Below are 17,228 nucleotides of genomic sequence, written 5' to 3' on the forward strand. Positions count from 1 at the left end.
GGCATCCACGTCGGGCCGCAGGAATAATCCTGCGAAGGAAATACCCGGCCGGACCACGTGGATGGCCGGAACCCGCATGTTTGCGGGTTCCGTTTTTGAGGGCGGAAGTCGGCAACAGCCGACTTCCGGGACAAGCCCGGCCATGACGGGCGGAAAAATCCGCCTCAGTTCGCCGGGCGCAGCTTCGCGGCTTCGGCCTCGGGCGGCAGGTAGTCGGCGCCGGGCTTGAACTGGAAGTTCACCATGATGCCCTGCCCATCCTTCTGCGAGGTGGTGCCGATATAGGCACCCATGGTCGACTGGTGGTCCGCCTCGCGGTAGACGACATCGCCGAAGGGAGTGGAGACCTTGAGGTTCTTCATCGCCTTGAGAAGGCCGGCGGTGGAGTAGTCGTCGGTCGCCTTCAGCGCCGCGGCGATGGACTTCACGGTCGAGTAGCCGACGATGGAGCCGAGGCGCGGATAGTCCTTGTGGAGCTGCTGGTAGGCGTCGAGGAACGCCTGGTGCTCGGCGGTCTTGATGCCGTACCAGGGATAGCCGGTGACGATCCAGCCCTCGGGGGTCTCGGTCTTCAGCGGGTCGAGATATTCCGGCTCGCCGGTGAGATAGCTGACCACCACGCGGTTCTTGAAGATGCCGCGGGTGTTGCCCTCACGCACCAGCTTCACGAGGTCGCCGGCGAAGGTGGCGTTGAGGATGGCCTCGGGATTGGCGGCGTCGATGGCCTGGAGCACCGGGCCGGCGTCGATCTTGTTCAGCGGCGGCCACTGCTCGGCCACGAACTCCACATCCGGCTTGCGCTTCTTCAGGAGGTCCTTGAACACCGCGACGAAGGACTGGCCGAACTCGTAATTGGGGGCGATGGTGGCCCAGCGCTTGGCCGGGAGCTTCGCCGCCTCTTCCGCCAGCATGGCGGCCTGCATGTAGTTCGAGGTGCGCAGGCGGAAGGTGTAGTCGTTGCCCTTGGACCAGACGAGCGCATCGGTGAGCGGCTCGGCGGCCAGGTACATCACCTGCTTCTGCTTGGCGAAGTCGGCGAGCGCGAGGCCGACATTGGAGAGGAAGCCGCCGGCGATCATCACCACGCCGTCGCGCGAGACCAGCTCGTTGGCGGCGGTGAGCGCATCGGCCGGCTTGCCGCCGTCGTCCTTGGAGATGATGACGAGCTTCTTGCCCTTGATGCCGCCGGCATCGTTCACTTCCTTCAGCGCCAGATCCATCCCCTTGCGATAGGGATCGAGGAAGGCGGGCAGCGCCGAATAGGAATTGATTTCGCCTACCTTGATCTCGCCCTGCTGCGCCCGCGCCCCGCCTGCGGCGAGGAGGAGAGCGGCGAGGGATGCCGCGACCAGCTTCTTCATGTCCATTCCCCTTTTATGATGTCCCGTGAACCGTCCGCGCGCGGGGCGTGGCCTATCTCAGCCCGTCCTCGCCTTTGATCTCGTCCTTCTTCAACCCGCCGACGCGCGGCAGCGGCCGTCCGGAATCCGTGACCGCCACGGCAACCACGATCTCGTTCGCGCGCGGGGCATCCGACACGCTCACGATCATGCCGTCGAAATGGCTGCGCACGAAGGCCGCATCCTTGTGGCCCAGCGGAATGTCCAGATCCGCCCCGAGGCCGCCCCGCCGCTTGGATGAGGGGATGAGCGCCGCGCCCTTGCCCAGCACCGCGCGCACCGGCGCGCCCATCTTGGGGTGCAGCAGGGCCGCGGCGTGCTCCAGCTCGCCATTCTCGCCCACCAGCGCCGCCTTGCCGTAGCTCTCGGCGGAAGGCCCCTCGATGCCGAGGGCCTCCGCCGCCTTCTGCGTCAGAAGCCCGCCCAGCTCCTCGCCCATGGCGATGAGGTCGGCGAGGTCTTCCACATAGCGGCCGGCGAACGGATTCTCGATCACCGCGATGGCCGCCGCGCGACGGGTGGGCGGGGAGACGGGGCGGCCCATCTCGGTCCGCGTCTCCTCGACGATGGTGACGATCTTGCGGATGTTCGCGCTCATCGCAGGCCGTCCTCGCCCTTGATGGCCTCGGCCGCGAGGCCGCCGACGCGGGCATGGACGCGCGGGCCGCAGGTCATGACCAGAACGAGGGCGATCTCGTCGGCCTTGGGGGCATCGGACACGCCCACTTCCATGGCGTCGAAATGCGAGCGCACGTAGGAGGCGTTCACATGGGTCACCGGCACGTCGAGCCGCGTGCCCGGCCCGCCCACCTTCTTGGTGGAGGGCACGATGGCCTTGGCATCGCCCAGCGCCTCGCGCATGGCGTAGCCGCCCGGCACGTGCCAGAGCGCGCCGTGCTCGATCTCGCCGGCGGCGCCGACGATGGCGCCCTTGCCGTAGCCGTCGATGGCCTTGGCGTCGCCGCCGAGGGCCGCCAGCAGTTCCTTGGCCATGGCGGCGCCCAGCGGCTTCAGGTCTTCCATGAAGCCGGCGATGTCTTCCACATAGCGGCCGGCGAAGGGGTTCTCGATCACCGTCACGATGGCGCCGCGCTTGCGCGGGGTGGCGGCGGCGGGGCCGCCCTCGTGGAAGATCTCCTCCAGAATGCGGACCTGCTTGCGGATCTTGACCTCAGGCATGGGCGACGCCTCTTTCTTGTTCTGCGGCAAGGGAAATCGGACGGGATGACAGGGGTGCATCCCCCACCGGACAGGTGGAGACGCTGGCGCCCTGCAGGTGCAGCGCGGCGGCGGTGATGAGGCCGCGCGCCACCAGCGCGCCGGCGCAGGCGAGGCCTTCGGCCAGCGCCTCGTCCCGCTCGGCGGGCGTCAGTTCAGGCACGTGGCGCGTCACCTTGAGCAGGCCAAGGTCACTGTCGGGCAGCACCTCGCGCGCCGGGACGCGGACGATGCCGGGATGGCCCGGCAGGTTCACCGCATTGGCGATGACCGTCGCCGCCGCATCCGCCGCCGCGGCGGTGGGCGCCAGCACGGTCACGGCATCGGCGATGCCGAGCGAAAAGCTGCGCCCGCGCCAGCCCGAGGTGGCGATGCCGCGCACCGGGCCATCGGCGGCGATACGGGCGGAGCCCACCACGCGCGGCCGGTCCGGCCGGTCCACGATGCCCGCCACCAACTCGGCACCGGGCGAAAGATAGAGCGCGATGTCGCCGCCATTGTTGACGAAGGCGCGGGTGAGGCCGGGCCGCACCATGGCGGCGAGCACCTCCTCCGCCACCGCCCCGGCAACGGCCGCCATGGGGGTGATGAAGCCAGCGCGCGCATGGGGCGACACCGCCGCCCACATGCGCCGCGCCACCGGACCCTGAAGGGGGCAGGGCCCGGGATGGGCCGGCCGGCGGAGCAGGGAAAGCTCGCCGCACAACGTGTCCAGAAGGCCCGCGAGGCGGTCCGTCGCAGCTCGATAGGCGGAGGCCACCACGTCGGCCGGGCCATCGGCCTCGATCACGAGATCAATGGGGCCGTCGTTCAGATGCAGCCGACGCCCGTCCGCCAGCAGCCCCGCCTGCGGCAGGCGCCGCTGCACCGGCATCGCGGGCGTCGCGACGCGGGGCGCTGGAGCGGGGATGTCGGCGGGGCGCAGCATCATCTCAGCCCTGCGACCGGGCCGAGAGCGGCCACGGAATATCGGAGAAGGGCGCCATCTCGCGCACCGCCTCGCGCTCGATCACCGAGGCGGCCGGGCGCACATGGTCCATGTGGCCGCCGAGCGCCTCATAGGCGGCGAGCGGCAGGGTGAACTCGATGGGCGCCACCAGCGCCGGGGTCGGCACATAGCCGAAGCCGTTCTCCGGCACGTGGGTCACATCCACCATGAAGGTGATGCCGCCGCCCGGCCAGACATAGACCGGCGCGCCGCCGCAGGTGACGCGGGTGATGGAATCCTTCACCGAGCGGGTGAGCCGCACCGGATTTTCCGTCACCCCCGCGCGCAGCGAACCGCCGGCCCCGGCCATGAACAGCACGGAGGAGAGCGCCGGCTCGCAATTCTCGCGGATGCGCTCCACGGAAGGGTAGAGATCGGCGGGGACCTCGGTTTCCACCGGCACCAGATGCTCGTCGAGGACGTAGTAGCCATAATGCTCGCCGGTGGTGGAGACGAGCAGCAGCCGCAGGCCCGGCCACGCCAGCTTGGCGTCGAACGCGCCGAGAATTGAGAGCGGATCGGAAATGTTGGTGCCGCCCCAGCCGAGGCCCGGCTCGGCCACCTGGAAGTAGCGGCCGGGCGTGGAGCGGCGACCCTTCATGCGGATGCCGGTGTCGCGGATGCCCAGAAGCTTGCCGGCCTGATGCTCGGAGAGAACGCCGGTGATGTGGTCATCCACCACCACCACCTCGTCCACCTTGCCGTGCCACTGCTTGGCGAACATGCCGATGGTGGCGGAGCCGCAGCCCACCCGCATCCGCGCCTCTGCCGCGCCGTTGACGATGGGTGCCTTGCCGGCCTGCACCACGAGGGTGGCGCCGCCGTCGATGGCGAGTTCCACGGCCTTGCCGTTGCACAGCTCCAGCAGCGCCTCGCAGGTGACGCGGCCTTCCTTCTTTGAGCCGCCGGTCAGGTGATGCACGCCGCCGAGCGACAGCATCTGCGAGCCATATTCCGAGGTGGTGACATGGCCCACGGCCTCGCCATCCACGCGCACCGCCGCCTGCTCGGGGCCGATGAAGCGGTCGGTATCGATCTTCACCTTGGCGCCGGCGTAGCTGAAGATGCCTTCGGTGACGACCGTCACCATGTCCACGCCGTTCACTTCGGCGGAGACGATGAAGGGCGCGGGCTTGTAGTCGGGATAGGTGGTGCCGGAGCCCACAGCGGTGACGAAGGCTTCGCCGCCGGCCACGAGCCGGCCGTCCCAGTCGCCGCCGCGATCGAAGGGCACAACCTTGCCGCCCTGCGCCAGCGTGCGATCGAGCACGATGTGGGGATCGACGCGGATCAGCTCGCCGTCGCGGTTGGCGTAGCGGTCGCAGGCGCCGGTGAGACCGGGCCGGATGTAGCACATGACCGGGCACGCATCGCAGCGGATCTTGTCATCCTCGGCGCGGGCGGTGATGGTGGACTCTTCGGCCATGGAACCCCGGCTCCGGCCCCGCAGCGGGGGCATCCGATTTCATATGTACACTAATGAAAATCGGGACAGCCCCGAGTGTCAAGCACAAGGAACGGGCAGGCCGCACGAAGAGGCAGCATTGCTTCCATTCTTTTGCACTTGCAGCATTTTCCCGCCGTCTTCGCGCTTCGGACAGCCGCCGGGAGCCTGCGTTTTGAGCGTCCCCCGCGCTTGACGCTCGATCATTAGTATAGAAACAATCCACTCTGTGGCGGGCCGGTCCCGGTCCCGGTTTCTTGCGGCAAAGGCTGAGCGGTCCCTTCGAGATGTCCGCCCCCATCCTACTCCAGGTCAACGGCGAAACCCACGCCTTCGCGCTGCCGCGCGAGACGCCGCTGATCTACGTGCTGCGCAACGACCTCGGGCTGAACGGCCCCAAGTTCGGCTGCGGGCTCGGGGAGTGCGGCGCCTGCACGGTGCTGATGGACGGGCGGGCGACGCGCTCCTGCGTCACCACGCTGGGCACCGCCGAGGGGCGCGCGGTGACGACGCTGGAGGGGCTCGTGACACAGGGCACGCTGCACCCGGTGCAGGCCGCCTTCATCGCCGAGCAGGCGGCCCAGTGCGGCTATTGTCTCAACGGCATGATCATGACCACCGTCGCCTTCCTCGCCCGCAACCCCTCCCCCACCGAGGCCGAGGCCCGCGCGGCGTTGCGCTACAATCTGTGCCGCTGCGGGACGCATGTGGAGATCCTGCGCGCCGTGCTGCGGGCCGCCGCCGGCACGGGTGAAGCGGAGGCGCAGCCGTGAGCGAGCCGCGTCCCGATCCCGCGGCACTTCTCGCCGCCACCGGCAATCTCGCCATCCTGCGCCCGGCGCAGGTGGTGCACGGCCTCGTGCCCAGCGCCGTGCCGAAGGAAGGCGCGCTCGACCTGTTCCTGCTGGTGGACGACACCGGCGCCGTTACCGCCTTCAACGGTCATGTGGACCTCGGCACCGGCATCCGCACGGCGCTGGCCCAGATCGTCGCCGAAGAGCTGGATGTGGCGCTCGATCGCGTCACCATGGTGCTTGGCCACACCGGCGTCGCGCCCAACCAGGGCGGCACCATCGCCTCCGATTCCATCCAGGTCTCCGCGCGCCCGCTGCGCCATGCGGCCGCGCAGGCCCGCGCCCACCTGGTGGCGCTCGCCGCCGAGGCTCTGGGCATTCCGGCGGACGAGCTAGAGGTGGAAGAGGGCATCGTCCGCCCCAGGGATGGGCGCAACACCGGCCGCTCCTATGCCGACCTCCTCAAGGGCCGCGCCGACCGGCTGATGCTCCACCAGGAAACAGCGGTGAAGCCGGCGAGCGAGCACCGCATCGTCGGCCGCCGCGTGCCGCGGGTGGACATCCCCGCCAAGGCCACGGGCACCTTCACCTATGTCCACGACGTGCGCGTGCCGGGGATGCTGCACGGCCGCGTGGTGCGCCCGCCCTATGCCGGCATCGATGCCGGCCCATTCGTGGGCAAGAGCCTGATCCGGGTGGACGAGCACTCCGTCGCCCATATTCCGGGCGTGGTGGCGGTCGTCACCATGGGCGACTTCATCGGCGTCGTCGCCGAACGCGAGGAACAGGCCGCCGAGGCCGCCCGCGTGCTGAAGGCCGAATGGCGCGACACCCCTGCCCTCCCCGACCTCTCCCGCACCGAGGAAGCCCTGCGCGGGGCCGAGAAGGCCAAGACGCGCCTCCTCCACGAGCAGGGCAGCCTCGACACCGCCCGCGCGGACGCCGCGCAGGTGCTGGAGGCGACCTATGTCTGGCCCTACCAGATGCATGCCTCCATCGGCCCCTCCTGCGCCGTCGCCGACGTGCGCGAGGACAGCGCGACCATCTGGGCGGGCACGCAGAATCCCTATTGGCTGCGCACGGATATTTCCCTCCTGCTCGGCCTGCCGGAAGAAGACATCGAGATCGTCCGCTTCGAGGCGGCCGGCTGCTATGGCCGCAACTGCGCGGACGATGTGGCGGCCGACGCCGCTTTGCTCTCCCGCGCCGTGGGCCGGCCTGTGCGGGTGCAGCTCACACGCGAGCAGGAGCACGCCTGGGAGCCCAAGGGCGCCGGCCAGCTCATGGAAGTGAAGGGCGGCATCAACGCCGACGGCACGCCCGCCTTCTACGACTTCCTCACCCGCTACCCCTCCAACGCCGCCGTCACGCTGGCGCTGCTGCTCACGGGGCGGGTACCGGCGGACAATCCCGTCTACGAGATGGGCGACCGCACGGCGATCCCGCCCTATGCCTATGACGTGATGCGCGTGGCGGTGGACGATGTGGCGCCCATCGTGCGTGCCTCGTGGCTGCGCGGCGTCTCGGCCCTGCCCAACAGCTTTGCCCACGAGAGCTATGTGGACGAGCTGGCCGCCGCCGCCGGTGTCGATCCGGTGGATTATCGCCTGCGCCATCTCCACGATCCGCGCGCGGTGGACCTCGTGAAGGCCACCGCCGAGCGCGCCGGCTGGCAGAAGCGCACTGGTCCCCGGCAGGAGGTGGTGGAGGGCGACATCGTGCGCGGGCAGGGCTTCGCCTATGCCCTCTATGTCCACTCCAAATTCCCCGGTTACGGCGCCGCATGGTCCGCCTGGGTGGCGGACGTGGAGGTGAACAAAGCGACCGGCGACGTGGCGGTGAAGCGCGTCACGGTGGGCCAGGATTCCGGGCTGATGATCAACCCGGCCGGCATCGAGCACCAGATCCACGGCAACGTCATCCAGTCCACCTCCCGCGCGCTGAAGGAGCAGGTGACGTTCGACGAGCAGGCGGTGACGAGCCGGGAGTGGGGTGCCTACCCCATCCTCACCTTCCCGGAAGTGCCGGTCATCAACGTGGTGCTGATGCCCCGGCCGGACGATCCGCCTTTGGGCTCGGGCGAATCCGCCTCGGTGCCCAGCGCGGCGGCCATCGCCAATGCCATCTTCGACGCCACCGGCGTGCGCCTGCGCGAACCGCCCTTCACGCCCGACCGCGTGCGCGCGGCCTTGGCCGGCGAGGCGCCGCCCCGCCCGGTGAAGGAGAAGACGCGCCGGCCCTGGCTCGCCATGGCGGGCGCCGCGCTCGCCGGGGCGTTCGGCATGGCGACGCTGGCGCTCCCCATCCGGGGCGCCATCGCGCCCATTGCCCCGACCGATCCTTCGGCCTTCTCGGCGGACATGATCGCGCGTGGCAAGGTGCTGGCGGCGCTGGGGGATTGCGCGGTCTGCCACACCGCTGACGGCGGCATCGCCAATGCCGGCGGACGGCCGCTGCACACGCCGTTCGGCACGGTCTATTCCACCAATCTCACGCCGGATGCGGAGACGGGCATCGGCGCATGGTCCTATGCCGCGTTCGAGCGTGCAATGCGCGAGGGCATTGGGCGGGATGGGCGGCACCTCTACCCCGCCTTCCCCTACACCGCCTTCAGCCGTATCAGCGATGCCGACATGCAGGCGCTTTACGCCTTCCTCATGTCCCAGCCGGCGGTAACGGCGGCACCGCCCGAAAACCGGATGACCTTCCCCTTCAACATCCGCCCGCTGATGGCCGGCTGGAACATGCTGTTCCACCGCCCCGGCCAGCTTCAGGCGGAGCCGGCGCAGTCTCCGCAGTGGAACCGGGGGCGCTACCTCGTGGAAGGCCTCGGCCATTGCGGCGCGTGCCATACGCCGCGCAATGCGCTGGCGGCAGAAAAGGGCGGCGCGGCCTACCTTGCCGGCGGCTTCGCCGATGGCTGGGAGGCGCCGGCACTGACGGAGCTGTCCAAGGCGCCCATTCCGTGGACCGAGGACGAGCTATTCACCTATCTGCGCACCGGCTTCTCCCGCTTCCACGGCACCGCCGCCGGCCCCATGGCGCCGGTGGTGCATGCGCTGTCCGAAGTGCCGGATGCCGACGTGCGCGCCATGGCGGTCTATCTCGCCTCGCTTTCGGGCCCCGCCATCGCCGATCCGGTCGCGGCGGCGGCGACGTTGGAAGCCAAGGCCGAAGCCTCTCTCCGCCCCATGGACACGGTGGGCGGCCGCCTCTTCGCCGGCGCCTGCGCCGCCTGCCATGCGCCGGAGGGGCCGACCCTGTTCGGCGCGCGGCCGGCGCTGGCGCTGAATACCAATGTCCATGCGGCGCGGCCGGACAATCTCATCCGCGTCATCCTCGAAGGCATCCCCAAGCCCGCCGCCCCGGAGCTGGGCGACATGCCCGCCTTCCGCGACAGCCTCAATGATGCGCAGGTGGCCGACCTCGTCCGCTACATGCGCGCCAAGTTCGCGCCGGATGCGCCCGCGTGGGAAGGTCTGGAGGGAACGGTGGCGCGGCTGAGGGCGGCGCCGACGCACTAAAACGAAGGCACCCGGCCTTTTTTCACTGCCGTCATGCCCCGGTTCATCCGGGGCATCCACTTCGCCACACGCACGGTGCCTGCCCTGAAGGACCGACCCGTCCCACGGTGGATCCCCCGGACAAGCCGGATGCCCCTCCCCTGCCCAAAATATCCCGCCCCGCTGCCCAAAAGAGCCGCATCCTGCCCATGACAAGCCGTTGACAGCGTTCGTAGCCCGACTCTATTTTCATTTGTACACAAACAATATGCCGAGGGCGCTCCCATGGCCTATGTCGTCACCGAGGGCTGCATCCGCTGCACCTACATGGATTGCGTCGCGGTGTGCCCGGTGGATTGCTTCTATGCCGGCGCGAACATGCTGGTGATCCACCCGGACGAGTGCATCGACTGCGGCGTCTGCGAGCCGGAATGCCCGGCGGCGGCCATCTTCCCGGACAGCGACCCCCGCGCCGCCGAATGGGCCGCCCTCAATGCCCAATACGCGGCAGTGTGGCCCAACATCACCGAGAAGGGTCCGCCACCGGCCGATGCCGATGCCTGGAAGGACACGCCGGACAAGCGCGCCCTCCTCTCCGCCGATCCTGCCAGCCTCTAGAACCGCCCCGAGATCCCCATGAGCAATTTCTTCGAGGAGCAGGTGCTCAGCGTCCATCACTGGACCGACCGCCTGTTCAGCTTCACCACCACCCGCGATCCCGGCTTCCGCTTCCGCACCGGGGAATTCACCATGATCGGCCTGAAGGTGGACGGCCGTCCCCTGCTGCGCGCCTATTCGGTGGTGAGCCCGGCCTGGGCGGAGACGCTGGAATTCTTCTCCATCAAGGTGCCCAACGGCCCCCTCACCTCCCGCCTCCAGCACATCCAGGTGGGCGACGCCATCACGGTGGGCCGCAAGGCCACCGGCACGCTGGTGATGGACAATTTGCTTCCCGGCAAGAACCTCTATCTGCTCGGCACGGGCACCGGCCTTGCTCCCTTCCTCTCGGTGATCCGCGATCCCGAGACCTACGAGCGCTTCGAGAAGGTGGTGCTGGTGCACGGCTGCCGGCATGTGGCCGACCTCGCCTACGAGGATCTGATCACCAAGGAACTGCCGGCCCACGAATTCCTCGGCGAGGAGATCGCCGCCAAGCTGCTCTATTACCCCACAGTGACCCGCGAGCCCTTCCGCAATACGGGCCGAATCTCCACCCTGCTGGAGAGCGGCAAGCTCTGCGCGGATGTGGGCCTGCCGCCCCTCGACGCCGCTGCCGACCGGGTGATGATCTGCGGCTCACCGGCCATGATGGTGGACCTCAAGACGCTGCTGGAATCCCGCGGCTTCACCGAGGGCTCCGGCAGCGAGCCCGGTCATTTCGTGATCGAAAAGGCTTTCGCCGAGCGGTGAAATCCGCCCCGCGCCCGGTTTTCAGGGGCGTAGAGCAAGCGTAATCTCATATGCCTACAAACAGAAAGGCGCGCGTCGCCGCGCCGCCTCCGGAGACGAGAGCATGGCCCACGACGCGCCAACCGGTCCCGCCGGCCCGACCAAGCTGGTGATCCGCAACATCGGCCTCCTCCTCAGCGGCGACCTGTCGAAGCCCATTCTGGACGCCGACACGGTGGTGGCCGAGGACGGGCGCATCACCGCCATCGGCCGCGAGAAGGACGTGGACACCGAGGGCGCGACCACCCTCATCGACGCCAACGGCACCACCCTCACCCCCGGCCTCATCGACAGCCACGTCCACCCCGTGGCCGGCGACTGGACGCCCCGCCAGAGCCAGATCAACTGGATCGATTCCTCCCTCCACGGCGGCGTCACCACCATGATCTCCGCCGGCGAGGTGCATTATCCCGGCCGCGCCCGCGACGTGGTGGGGGTGAAGGCCCTCGCCATCACCGCCCAGCGCGCCTTCTCCGCCTTTCGCCCCTCCGGCGTGAAGGTGCATGCCGGCGCCCCGGTCATCGAGAACGAGATGGTGGAGGACGATTTCAAGGAGCTGGCCGCCGCCGGCGTGAAGCTTCTGGGCGAGGTTGGCCTCGGCGGCGTGAAGGATGGCCCCACCGCCCGCAAGATGGTGGGATGGGCGCGCAAGTACGGCATCCAGTCCACCATCCATACCGGCGGCCCCTCCATCCCCGGCTCCGGCCTCATCGACAAGGACGTGGTGCTGGAAGCCGACACCGACGTGGTGGGCCATATCAACGGCGGCCACACCGCGCTGCCGGACAACCAGATCCGCTGCATCTGCGAGGGCTGCAAGCGCGGCCTGGAGATCGTCCATAACGGCAACGAGCGATCGGCCCTCTACACGCTGCGCCTCGCCCGCGAGCTGGGCGAGCTCCAGCGCGTCATCCTCGGCACCGACGGGCCGGCCGGCTCCGGCGTGCAGCCGCTCGGCATCCTGCGCATGGTGTCCATGCTCTCCTCCCTCGGCGAACTGCCGGCGGAAGAGGCCTTCTGCCTCGCCACCGGCAACACGGCGCGGATGCGGGCGCTCGATTCCGGCCTGATCGAAGTGGGACGCGCGGCGGATTTCGTGCTGATGGACAAGGCGCAGCATTCCCCCGGCACCACGCTGCTCGACAGCGTGCGCCTCGGCGACCTGCCGGGCGTTTGCATGACCATCATCGACGGCATCGTGCGCACCCAGCGCTCGCGCAACACGCCGCCCGCCACGCGCATGCCCATTGTCGTGAGAGGCTGAGGCGCCTCACACCACGGGCGGCGCCGGGTTCGGCCGCAGCACCAGCAGGACGCCGACGAGCACCAGCGCGATGCCGCCGGCGGACGCCAGCGTCCAGTGGTAGTCCTCGAACACGGTGGAGATGGCGAGCGCCACCAGCGGGAACACCACCGTGCCATAGCCGGCACGGTTGGGCCCGATGCGCCGCACCAGCGTGTTGTAGACGGCGAATCCCGCCAGCGTCTGCACGAGGATGAGGCAAGCAAGGGAGCCCACATAGACGGGGCTCCAGTCGAAGATGAACGGCACGCCGTGGATGAGGGCGATCACCAGCAGGATGATCATGCCGTAGAAGAAGCCCCAGGTGGTCAGCGAGGCGATGGGATATTGCCGCCGCCCGGCGATGCCCGTCAGCAGGCTGCCCACCGAGAAGGAGAGCGTTCCGGCGAGCCCCAGCGCCAGCCCTTCCCCAGCCCCGTCGATGCCCCGTCCGTCGGCGAGGCTCGGGCCGAACACCAGCGCCAGCCCCACAACGCCGGCCAGCGCCCCGCCGATGATCTGGCGGCGCAGCGGCACCCGCAGGAACAGCGCGGAGAGCACGGGAATAATGATGGCGGAGAGGGCGAAGATGACGGACATCAGCCCCGAGGGCAGATGATAGCCGGCATAATAGAAGCTGACGAAATTCAGCGAGAACAGCGTCGCGCCGAGCCCCGCGAACAGCAGATGGTCGCGCCAGCCGAAGGCGAGCCGCCCGCCGGTGACGAGCACGTAGACCAGCATCACCGAACCCGCGACCAGGAAGCGCCAAACGCCGGAGACCTCCGGTGCGACCACACCGAGTTGCAGCTTCAGCGGCAGCCAGCCCGTGCCGAAGATGAGCACGCAGACCGCGTAAAGCAGAAGCTCGCGCGGGCCGAGCGGTCCGTCGGTGCGGGGCGGTGGGGCATGCATGGAGGGGAATCCGGAGGGTGATGCACCCTATGCGGTCGCCCTGCCCCCGGCAACGCGCGGTGGGCGAGGGGGAAAGCGTGAGCCGGGCCTTGCCGATCGAGGCCCTGCAAGCCCCGGTGGGCCAAGTGAAGCCCCCAGCATCAGCCATGCCCGGAACGCATGGCAGCCTTGCGCATCGACGGCGCGACGTGCCTCAGTAGGCGAGCGCGTCGAAAGCCGGCTCCACGGAGTCGTTCCACGGGCCGTGGTACAGCTCCAGCAGCTCCTCGGCCGGCACGCGTCCGGAGAGCAGCGTCTGCTCCAGCGGCTCCAGGAAGCGTGTCTCGTCGCGCCCCAGCCGATCGTGGAAGCCGCGCCGCTTCAGGCCGGCCTGCGAGAGCTTGAGCACCTCTTTCGCCACGTCGCGCAATGCGCGTCCGCGGATCTCGGCCTTGAGGGCCAGACGGGGCACGTCGTCCCGCAGGGTCTGGCGCTCCTCGGCGGTCCAGTCCTTCACCAGATCCCAGGCGGCATCGAGGCTCTGCTGGTCGTAGAGCAGGCCCACCCAGAAGGCCGGCAGAGCGCAGAGATTGATGGAGGGGCCGGCGTCCGCGCCGCGCATCTCCAGGAAGCGCTTCAGGCGCACTTCGGGGAAGATGGTGGAGAGGTGGTTGATCCAGTCGGAGAGCGTCGCCGTCTCACCCGGCAGCAGCGGATTGCGGCCGGCGAGCAGGTCGCGGAAGGAGGAGCCGGCCACATCGATGTAATGGTCGCCGCGCTTCACGAAATACATGGGCACGTCGAGCGCGTAGTCCACATAGCGCTCGAAGCCGAACCCCTCCTCGAAGGCGAAGGGCAGCATGCCGGAGCGGGCATTGTCCGTGTCGCGCCAGATCTCGGAGCGGAAGGAGAGGAAGCCGTTGGGCTTGCCCTCGGTGAAGGGCGAGTTGGCGAAGAGGGCGGTGGCCACCGGCTGGAGCGCCAGGCCCACCCGCATCTTCTTCACCATGTCGGCTTCGGAGGAGAAGTCGAGGTTCACCTGCACGGTGCAGGTGCGGAACATCATGTCGAGGCCGAGGGTGCCCACCTTCGGCATGTAGTTGGACATGATCTTGTAGCGGCCCTTGGGCATCACCGGCGTCTCGGAGCGCGACCACTTGGGGCTCATGCCGATGGCGAGGAAGCCGATGCCGAGGGGCGTCGCCACTTCGCGCACCTGGGCGAGGTGGGCGTTCAGCTCCGAGCAGGTCTCGTGAATGGTGCGCAGCGGCGCACCGGACAGCTCGAACTGGCCGCCGGGCTCCAGCGAGATGGCCCCGCCGCCGGTGACATCCGCGAGGCCGATGATGGTCTCGCCTTCCATGATCGGCTCCCAGCCGAGCAGGGAGCGCATGCCCTCCAGAAGCTTGCGGATGCCCTTCGGCCCCTCATAGGGCACGGGCTCGTGACGGCCCATGGTGAACGGGATCTTCTCGTGCTCGGTGCCGATCCGGAAGGACCGCTCGGGTTTCGCGCCCTCTTCCATCCAGGCGACGAGTTCGCCGCGGTCGGAAATCGGGGTCGCGTCGAGCGTGTCGCGGGCCATCAGGAAGCTCTTCAAGCGGAGGGGCGCGAGACCATACACGGCACCTCGGTCAAGGCAAGCGCATGGGGTCGGCACGGAAGGTGGCGGGGAAAGGCGGAACTTCAGGCAGGCAGAAAGGCAGGGCCGGCCCTGTTCCGCGCGCCGCACCGCACGGAAGGAAGGCCAAGGTTCCGCTCAGATGGTGACGGGATTTGCTTTCGCAACCGCGTCGAACGCCTGAAGAGTGGTAATCAACGCCTCCAGCTTCGCCAGGGGCACCATGTTCGGCCCATCGGAGGGCGCCTTGTCCGGGTCCGGATGGGTCTCGATGAACACCGCCGCCACGCCGACGGCCACCGCCGCGCGGGCCAGAACGGGCACGAACTCGCGCTGCCCGCCCGAGGATGTCCCCTGCCCGCCCGGCTGCTGCACCGAATGGGTGGCATCGAACACGACAGGCGCGCCGGTGGTCTTGGCCAGGATCGGCAGGCCGCGCATGTCGGAAACGAGGGTGTTGTAGCCGAAGGAGACGCCCCGCTCCGTCACCAGCACGCGGCCATTGCCGGCGCCGGTGAGCTTGTTGACCACGTTCGCCATGTCCCACGGTGCGAGGAACTGGCCCTTCTTCACGTTCACCACCCGGCCCGTGCGGGCGGCGGCGACGAGAAGGTCGGTCTGGCGGCAGAGGAAGGCAGGAATCTGCAGCACGTCCACCACCTCGGCGGCGGCGGCGCACTGGTCGATCTCGTGCACGTCGGTGAGCACCGGCAGGCCGAGGCTCTCCTTGATCTCGCCGAATACCGGCAGCGCCGCCTGAAGCCCGAGACCGCGCGCGGCCGAGAGGGACGTGCGGTTCGCCTTGTCGAAGGAGGTCTTGAAGACGAGGCCGATGTTGCGGCGCGTCGCGATCTCCTTGAGGGCGGCGGCGACCTCCAGCGCGTGGGCGCGGCTTTCCATCTGGCAGGGGCCGGCGATGAGCGTCAGCGGCAGGGCATTGCCGAAGCGCACGGAGCCGGCCTCGACGATGCTCTGCGGGGCGACGGGCGGCGGGGCGACGGTCATGGGCGATCCCTCAACGGCTCCGGGGATCGCCACCAGAAGGTCGGAAGCGTCCTTAAGCCTCAGAATAAATTCAGCTTTCCGGCCGCTGCACGGGGCGAGGCTGCCGGAGCGCGCCCTTGATAGAGCATTTTCCCCATTTCGCTAAATCGCGAATGCGCGTGGTCCGGCGCCGCGAGCAGGCCGGACCACGCAAAAGCCGATCGGGAAGGCCGTTCAGGGCGTGACCAGCTTGAGCCCGACAATGCCGGCGGCGATGAGGCCGATGGAGGCAAGACGCAGCAGATCGGTCGATTCGGAGAAGAACAGGATGCCGGCGACCGCCGTGCCCACCGTGCCGATTCCCGCCCACACCGCATAGGCCGTCCCGATGGGGATGCCCCGGAGCGCGAGGGACAGGAGCAGCAGGCTCACCCCGATGGCGCCGAGCGTGAACAGGCTCGGCCAGAGCCGGGTAAACCCTTCCGATTGCTTCATTCCGATGGCCCACGCGATTTCGGTGAGGCCGGCGATGAACAGATAGACCCATGCCATGGGCAGACACCACGAGAGGCGGGGCCGTCCCCGCCGCGCGACAAGAAGGGAGCACGGTCGTCCGTGCCCGGGGGCGGAGACCTCCGCCCGATCCGATGTAATGGATTTTTCCTGAGAGTAAAACCGGTGCGGTTCAGCCCGGTGTCAACTCGAACACCAGCGTGGCGCCCAGCGCAGCGCGCGGCGGCACGACGACGATGCCCTCGATGGTCTCTTCCACCATGCGACGCGCGGCCAGCGAACGGCGCAGCTCCGGCGCACCGGGGGTGGAGAAGCGCACGGCGGCCAGGCGCAGGCCCGGGCCACCCGGCGCCGGCACGCCATAGCGCTCGGTGAACAGTTCGCGGGACATGACGTCGATGGAGCCGCGCGGCGTCTGCGCCACGTACCAGGCATCGAGCGCGCGCTGAACCTGACAGCCGGAGAAGGTTTCGAGAAACGCCTGATGCTCGGCCGGCGCATCGGCCACCAGCACCACGCCGGCGACGCCCGTCACCTGATTGGAATGGCGCTGAAGGTCCGGCGACCAGAAATTCTCGGGATTGAGCTGGGTGCAGGCGAAGGCGCCGAAGTCCGGGCTGGCCGGGTCGCGGGCGAAAGCGAGGCGGAAGCCCACGTCCACTTCCTGCCCGTCCGGCCGGCGCGCCTTGCGGGCGAAATCGAAGATGTCGAACCCGCCGAAGCCGTCCGCATCGAAGGCGGCTTTCTCGTGGGTCGCGTCCGAGCCCTCCAGCACCAGCATGGAGAGGCCTTCGCCCATGCGGGCGAGGAAATCCTGATTGAAGGCGCCGAAGGAGAAGGCCTCGCCCTGCGCGGCGGGAATCTTGTCGGGCTCGACGATCTGCAGCAGCTCGATGAAGAAGCCCGGCGTCTGGATGATGCGGTTTTCCGTGCCCCACGGGTGGCGATTGCGGGCACCCACGGTGAAGCCCAGGAGGTCGTAGATTTCGCCAGCTGCGTCGAGATCGCGGACGAGGTGCACAACGTGGTCGAGGCCGCGTCGCATGGCTTCTCCTCTCATCGGGCCGATGCTGCGCCCCCATCGGGCGCGCATTCCGCAACGGCAGAATCATGGGAAGGAACGCTACGGCAAGGGGCC

At 68.9% G+C, this 17,228-nt stretch carries 15 protein-coding genes; 5 read left to right on the forward strand and 10 right to left on the reverse strand.

From position 1 onward, the window contains the following. Positions 1–164: 164 nt before the first annotated feature. From V5F74_RS00525 to V5F74_RS00545, 5 genes are read right to left on the reverse strand one after another with little or no spacing between them, the layout of a single operon-like run. Positions 165–1,361, reverse strand: a complete 1,197-nt coding sequence (locus tag V5F74_RS00525; protein WP_394005647.1) for an ABC transporter substrate-binding protein — start codon at positions 1,359–1,361, stop codon at positions 165–167. A 52-nt stretch (positions 1,362–1,413) separates the two neighbouring features. After that, a complete protein-coding gene (locus V5F74_RS00530) occupies positions 1,414–1,998 on the reverse strand; it encodes an amino acid synthesis family protein (RefSeq protein ID WP_394005649.1) in 585 nt (194 codons plus the stop codon). Next, positions 1,995–2,579, reverse strand: coding sequence for an amino acid synthesis family protein (locus tag V5F74_RS00535; RefSeq protein WP_029558411.1), 585 nt, complete (start codon positions 2,577–2,579; stop codon positions 1,995–1,997). The genes V5F74_RS00530 and V5F74_RS00535 overlap by 4 nt, the downstream gene beginning before the upstream one ends. Continuing rightward, the gene (locus V5F74_RS00540; protein WP_394007439.1) at positions 2,572–3,492 is read right to left on the reverse strand and encodes a UPF0280 family protein; all 921 of its coding nucleotides are present in this window, start codon (positions 3,490–3,492) and stop codon (positions 2,572–2,574) included. The genes V5F74_RS00535 and V5F74_RS00540 overlap by 8 nt, the downstream gene beginning before the upstream one ends. Before the next feature lie 58 nt (positions 3,493–3,550). Beyond that, a complete protein-coding gene (locus V5F74_RS00545) occupies positions 3,551–5,032 on the reverse strand; it encodes a 6-hydroxynicotinate reductase (protein WP_374251225.1) in 1,482 nt (493 codons plus the stop codon). A 305-nt stretch (positions 5,033–5,337) separates the two neighbouring features. On the opposite strand from V5F74_RS00545, the gene V5F74_RS00550 reads away from it, so the two are divergent. The 5 genes from V5F74_RS00550 (at position 5,338) to V5F74_RS00570 (ending at position 12,060) form a co-directional block, all read left to right on the forward strand. Continuing rightward, the gene (locus V5F74_RS00550) at positions 5,338–5,823 is read left to right on the forward strand and encodes a (2Fe-2S)-binding protein (protein ID WP_394005652.1); all 486 of its coding nucleotides are present in this window, start codon (positions 5,338–5,340) and stop codon (positions 5,821–5,823) included. Then, on the forward strand, positions 5,820–9,368 hold the full coding sequence (locus V5F74_RS00555; RefSeq protein ID WP_394005653.1) for a molybdopterin cofactor-binding domain-containing protein: 3,549 nt from the start codon (positions 5,820–5,822) through the stop codon (positions 9,366–9,368). Before V5F74_RS00550 ends, V5F74_RS00555 begins: the two co-directional genes overlap by 4 nt. 264 nt (positions 9,369–9,632) lie before the next feature. Beyond that, positions 9,633–9,965 carry a ferredoxin FdxA gene (gene fdxA / locus V5F74_RS00560; protein ID WP_029558406.1) on the forward strand — a complete coding sequence of 111 codons (333 nt, stop codon included), beginning with the start codon at positions 9,633–9,635 and terminating at the stop codon, positions 9,963–9,965. Positions 9,966–9,983: 18 nt separating this feature from the next. Next, complete coding sequence (locus V5F74_RS00565) at positions 9,984–10,757, forward strand: ferredoxin--NADP reductase (RefSeq protein WP_029558405.1); 774 nt, start codon at positions 9,984–9,986, stop codon at positions 10,755–10,757. A 103-nt stretch (positions 10,758–10,860) separates the two neighbouring features. Beyond that, positions 10,861–12,060, forward strand: a complete 1,200-nt coding sequence (locus V5F74_RS00570; RefSeq protein WP_029558404.1) for an amidohydrolase family protein — start codon at positions 10,861–10,863, stop codon at positions 12,058–12,060. Positions 12,061–12,066: 6 nt separating this feature from the next. Here V5F74_RS00570 and V5F74_RS00575 read toward each other — a convergent pair whose 3' ends face one another. The 5 genes from V5F74_RS00575 to V5F74_RS00595 form a co-directional block, all read right to left on the reverse strand. Next, positions 12,067–12,993, reverse strand: coding sequence for a DMT family transporter (locus V5F74_RS00575; RefSeq protein WP_394005656.1), 927 nt, complete (start codon positions 12,991–12,993; stop codon positions 12,067–12,069). A 193-nt stretch (positions 12,994–13,186) separates the two neighbouring features. Then, the gene (locus V5F74_RS00580; RefSeq protein WP_394005658.1) at positions 13,187–14,557 is read right to left on the reverse strand and encodes a glutamate--cysteine ligase; all 1,371 of its coding nucleotides are present in this window, start codon (positions 14,555–14,557) and stop codon (positions 13,187–13,189) included. A 174-nt stretch (positions 14,558–14,731) separates the two neighbouring features. Next, complete coding sequence (gene kdsA, locus V5F74_RS00585) at positions 14,732–15,598, reverse strand: 3-deoxy-8-phosphooctulonate synthase (protein ID WP_029558401.1); 867 nt, start codon at positions 15,596–15,598, stop codon at positions 14,732–14,734. Positions 15,599–15,811: 213 nt separating this feature from the next. Next, positions 15,812–16,129 carry a DMT family transporter gene (locus V5F74_RS00590; RefSeq protein ID WP_029558400.1) on the reverse strand — a complete coding sequence of 106 codons (318 nt, stop codon included), beginning with the start codon at positions 16,127–16,129 and terminating at the stop codon, positions 15,812–15,814. A gap of 133 nt (positions 16,130–16,262) precedes the next feature. After that, positions 16,263–17,135, reverse strand: coding sequence for a VOC family protein (locus tag V5F74_RS00595; protein ID WP_250165966.1), 873 nt, complete (start codon positions 17,133–17,135; stop codon positions 16,263–16,265). Between the last annotated feature and the right edge of the window lie 93 nt (positions 17,136–17,228).

Origin of the sequence: Xanthobacter aminoxidans (genome assembly GCF_043193615.1) — a bacterium.
Classification (GTDB): domain Bacteria; phylum Pseudomonadota; class Alphaproteobacteria; order Rhizobiales; family Xanthobacteraceae; genus Xanthobacter; species Xanthobacter aminoxidans.

Coding starts and splice junctions, on each gene's coding strand:
- V5F74_RS00525 (WP_394005647.1), bottom strand. CDS start 1,361: ATGAAGAAGCTGGTCGCGGCATCCCTCGCCGCTCTCCTCCTCGCCGCA.
- V5F74_RS00530 (WP_394005649.1), bottom strand. CDS start 1,998: ATGAGCGCGAACATCCGCAAGATCGTCACCATCGTCGAGGAGACGCGG.
- V5F74_RS00535 (WP_029558411.1), bottom strand. CDS start 2,579: ATGCCTGAGGTCAAGATCCGCAAGCAGGTCCGCATTCTGGAGGAGATC.
- V5F74_RS00540 (WP_394007439.1), bottom strand. CDS start 3,492: ATGCCGGTGCAGCGGCGCCTGCCGCAGGCGGGGCTGCTGGCGGACGGG.
- V5F74_RS00545 (WP_374251225.1), bottom strand. CDS start 5,032: ATGGCCGAAGAGTCCACCATCACCGCCCGCGCCGAGGATGACAAGATC.
- V5F74_RS00550 (WP_394005652.1), top strand. CDS start 5,338: ATGTCCGCCCCCATCCTACTCCAGGTCAACGGCGAAACCCACGCCTTC.
- fdxA (WP_029558406.1), top strand. CDS start 9,633: ATGGCCTATGTCGTCACCGAGGGCTGCATCCGCTGCACCTACATGGAT.
- V5F74_RS00565 (WP_029558405.1), top strand. CDS start 9,984: ATGAGCAATTTCTTCGAGGAGCAGGTGCTCAGCGTCCATCACTGGACC.
- V5F74_RS00570 (WP_029558404.1), top strand. CDS start 10,861: ATGGCCCACGACGCGCCAACCGGTCCCGCCGGCCCGACCAAGCTGGTG.
- V5F74_RS00575 (WP_394005656.1), bottom strand. CDS start 12,993: ATGCATGCCCCACCGCCCCGCACCGACGGACCGCTCGGCCCGCGCGAG.
- V5F74_RS00580 (WP_394005658.1), bottom strand. CDS start 14,557: ATGGCCCGCGACACGCTCGACGCGACCCCGATTTCCGACCGCGGCGAA.
- kdsA (WP_029558401.1), bottom strand. CDS start 15,598: ATGACCGTCGCCCCGCCGCCCGTCGCCCCGCAGAGCATCGTCGAGGCC.
- V5F74_RS00590 (WP_029558400.1), bottom strand. CDS start 16,129: ATGGCATGGGTCTATCTGTTCATCGCCGGCCTCACCGAAATCGCGTGG.
- V5F74_RS00595 (WP_250165966.1), bottom strand. CDS start 17,135: ATGCGACGCGGCCTCGACCACGTTGTGCACCTCGTCCGCGATCTCGAC.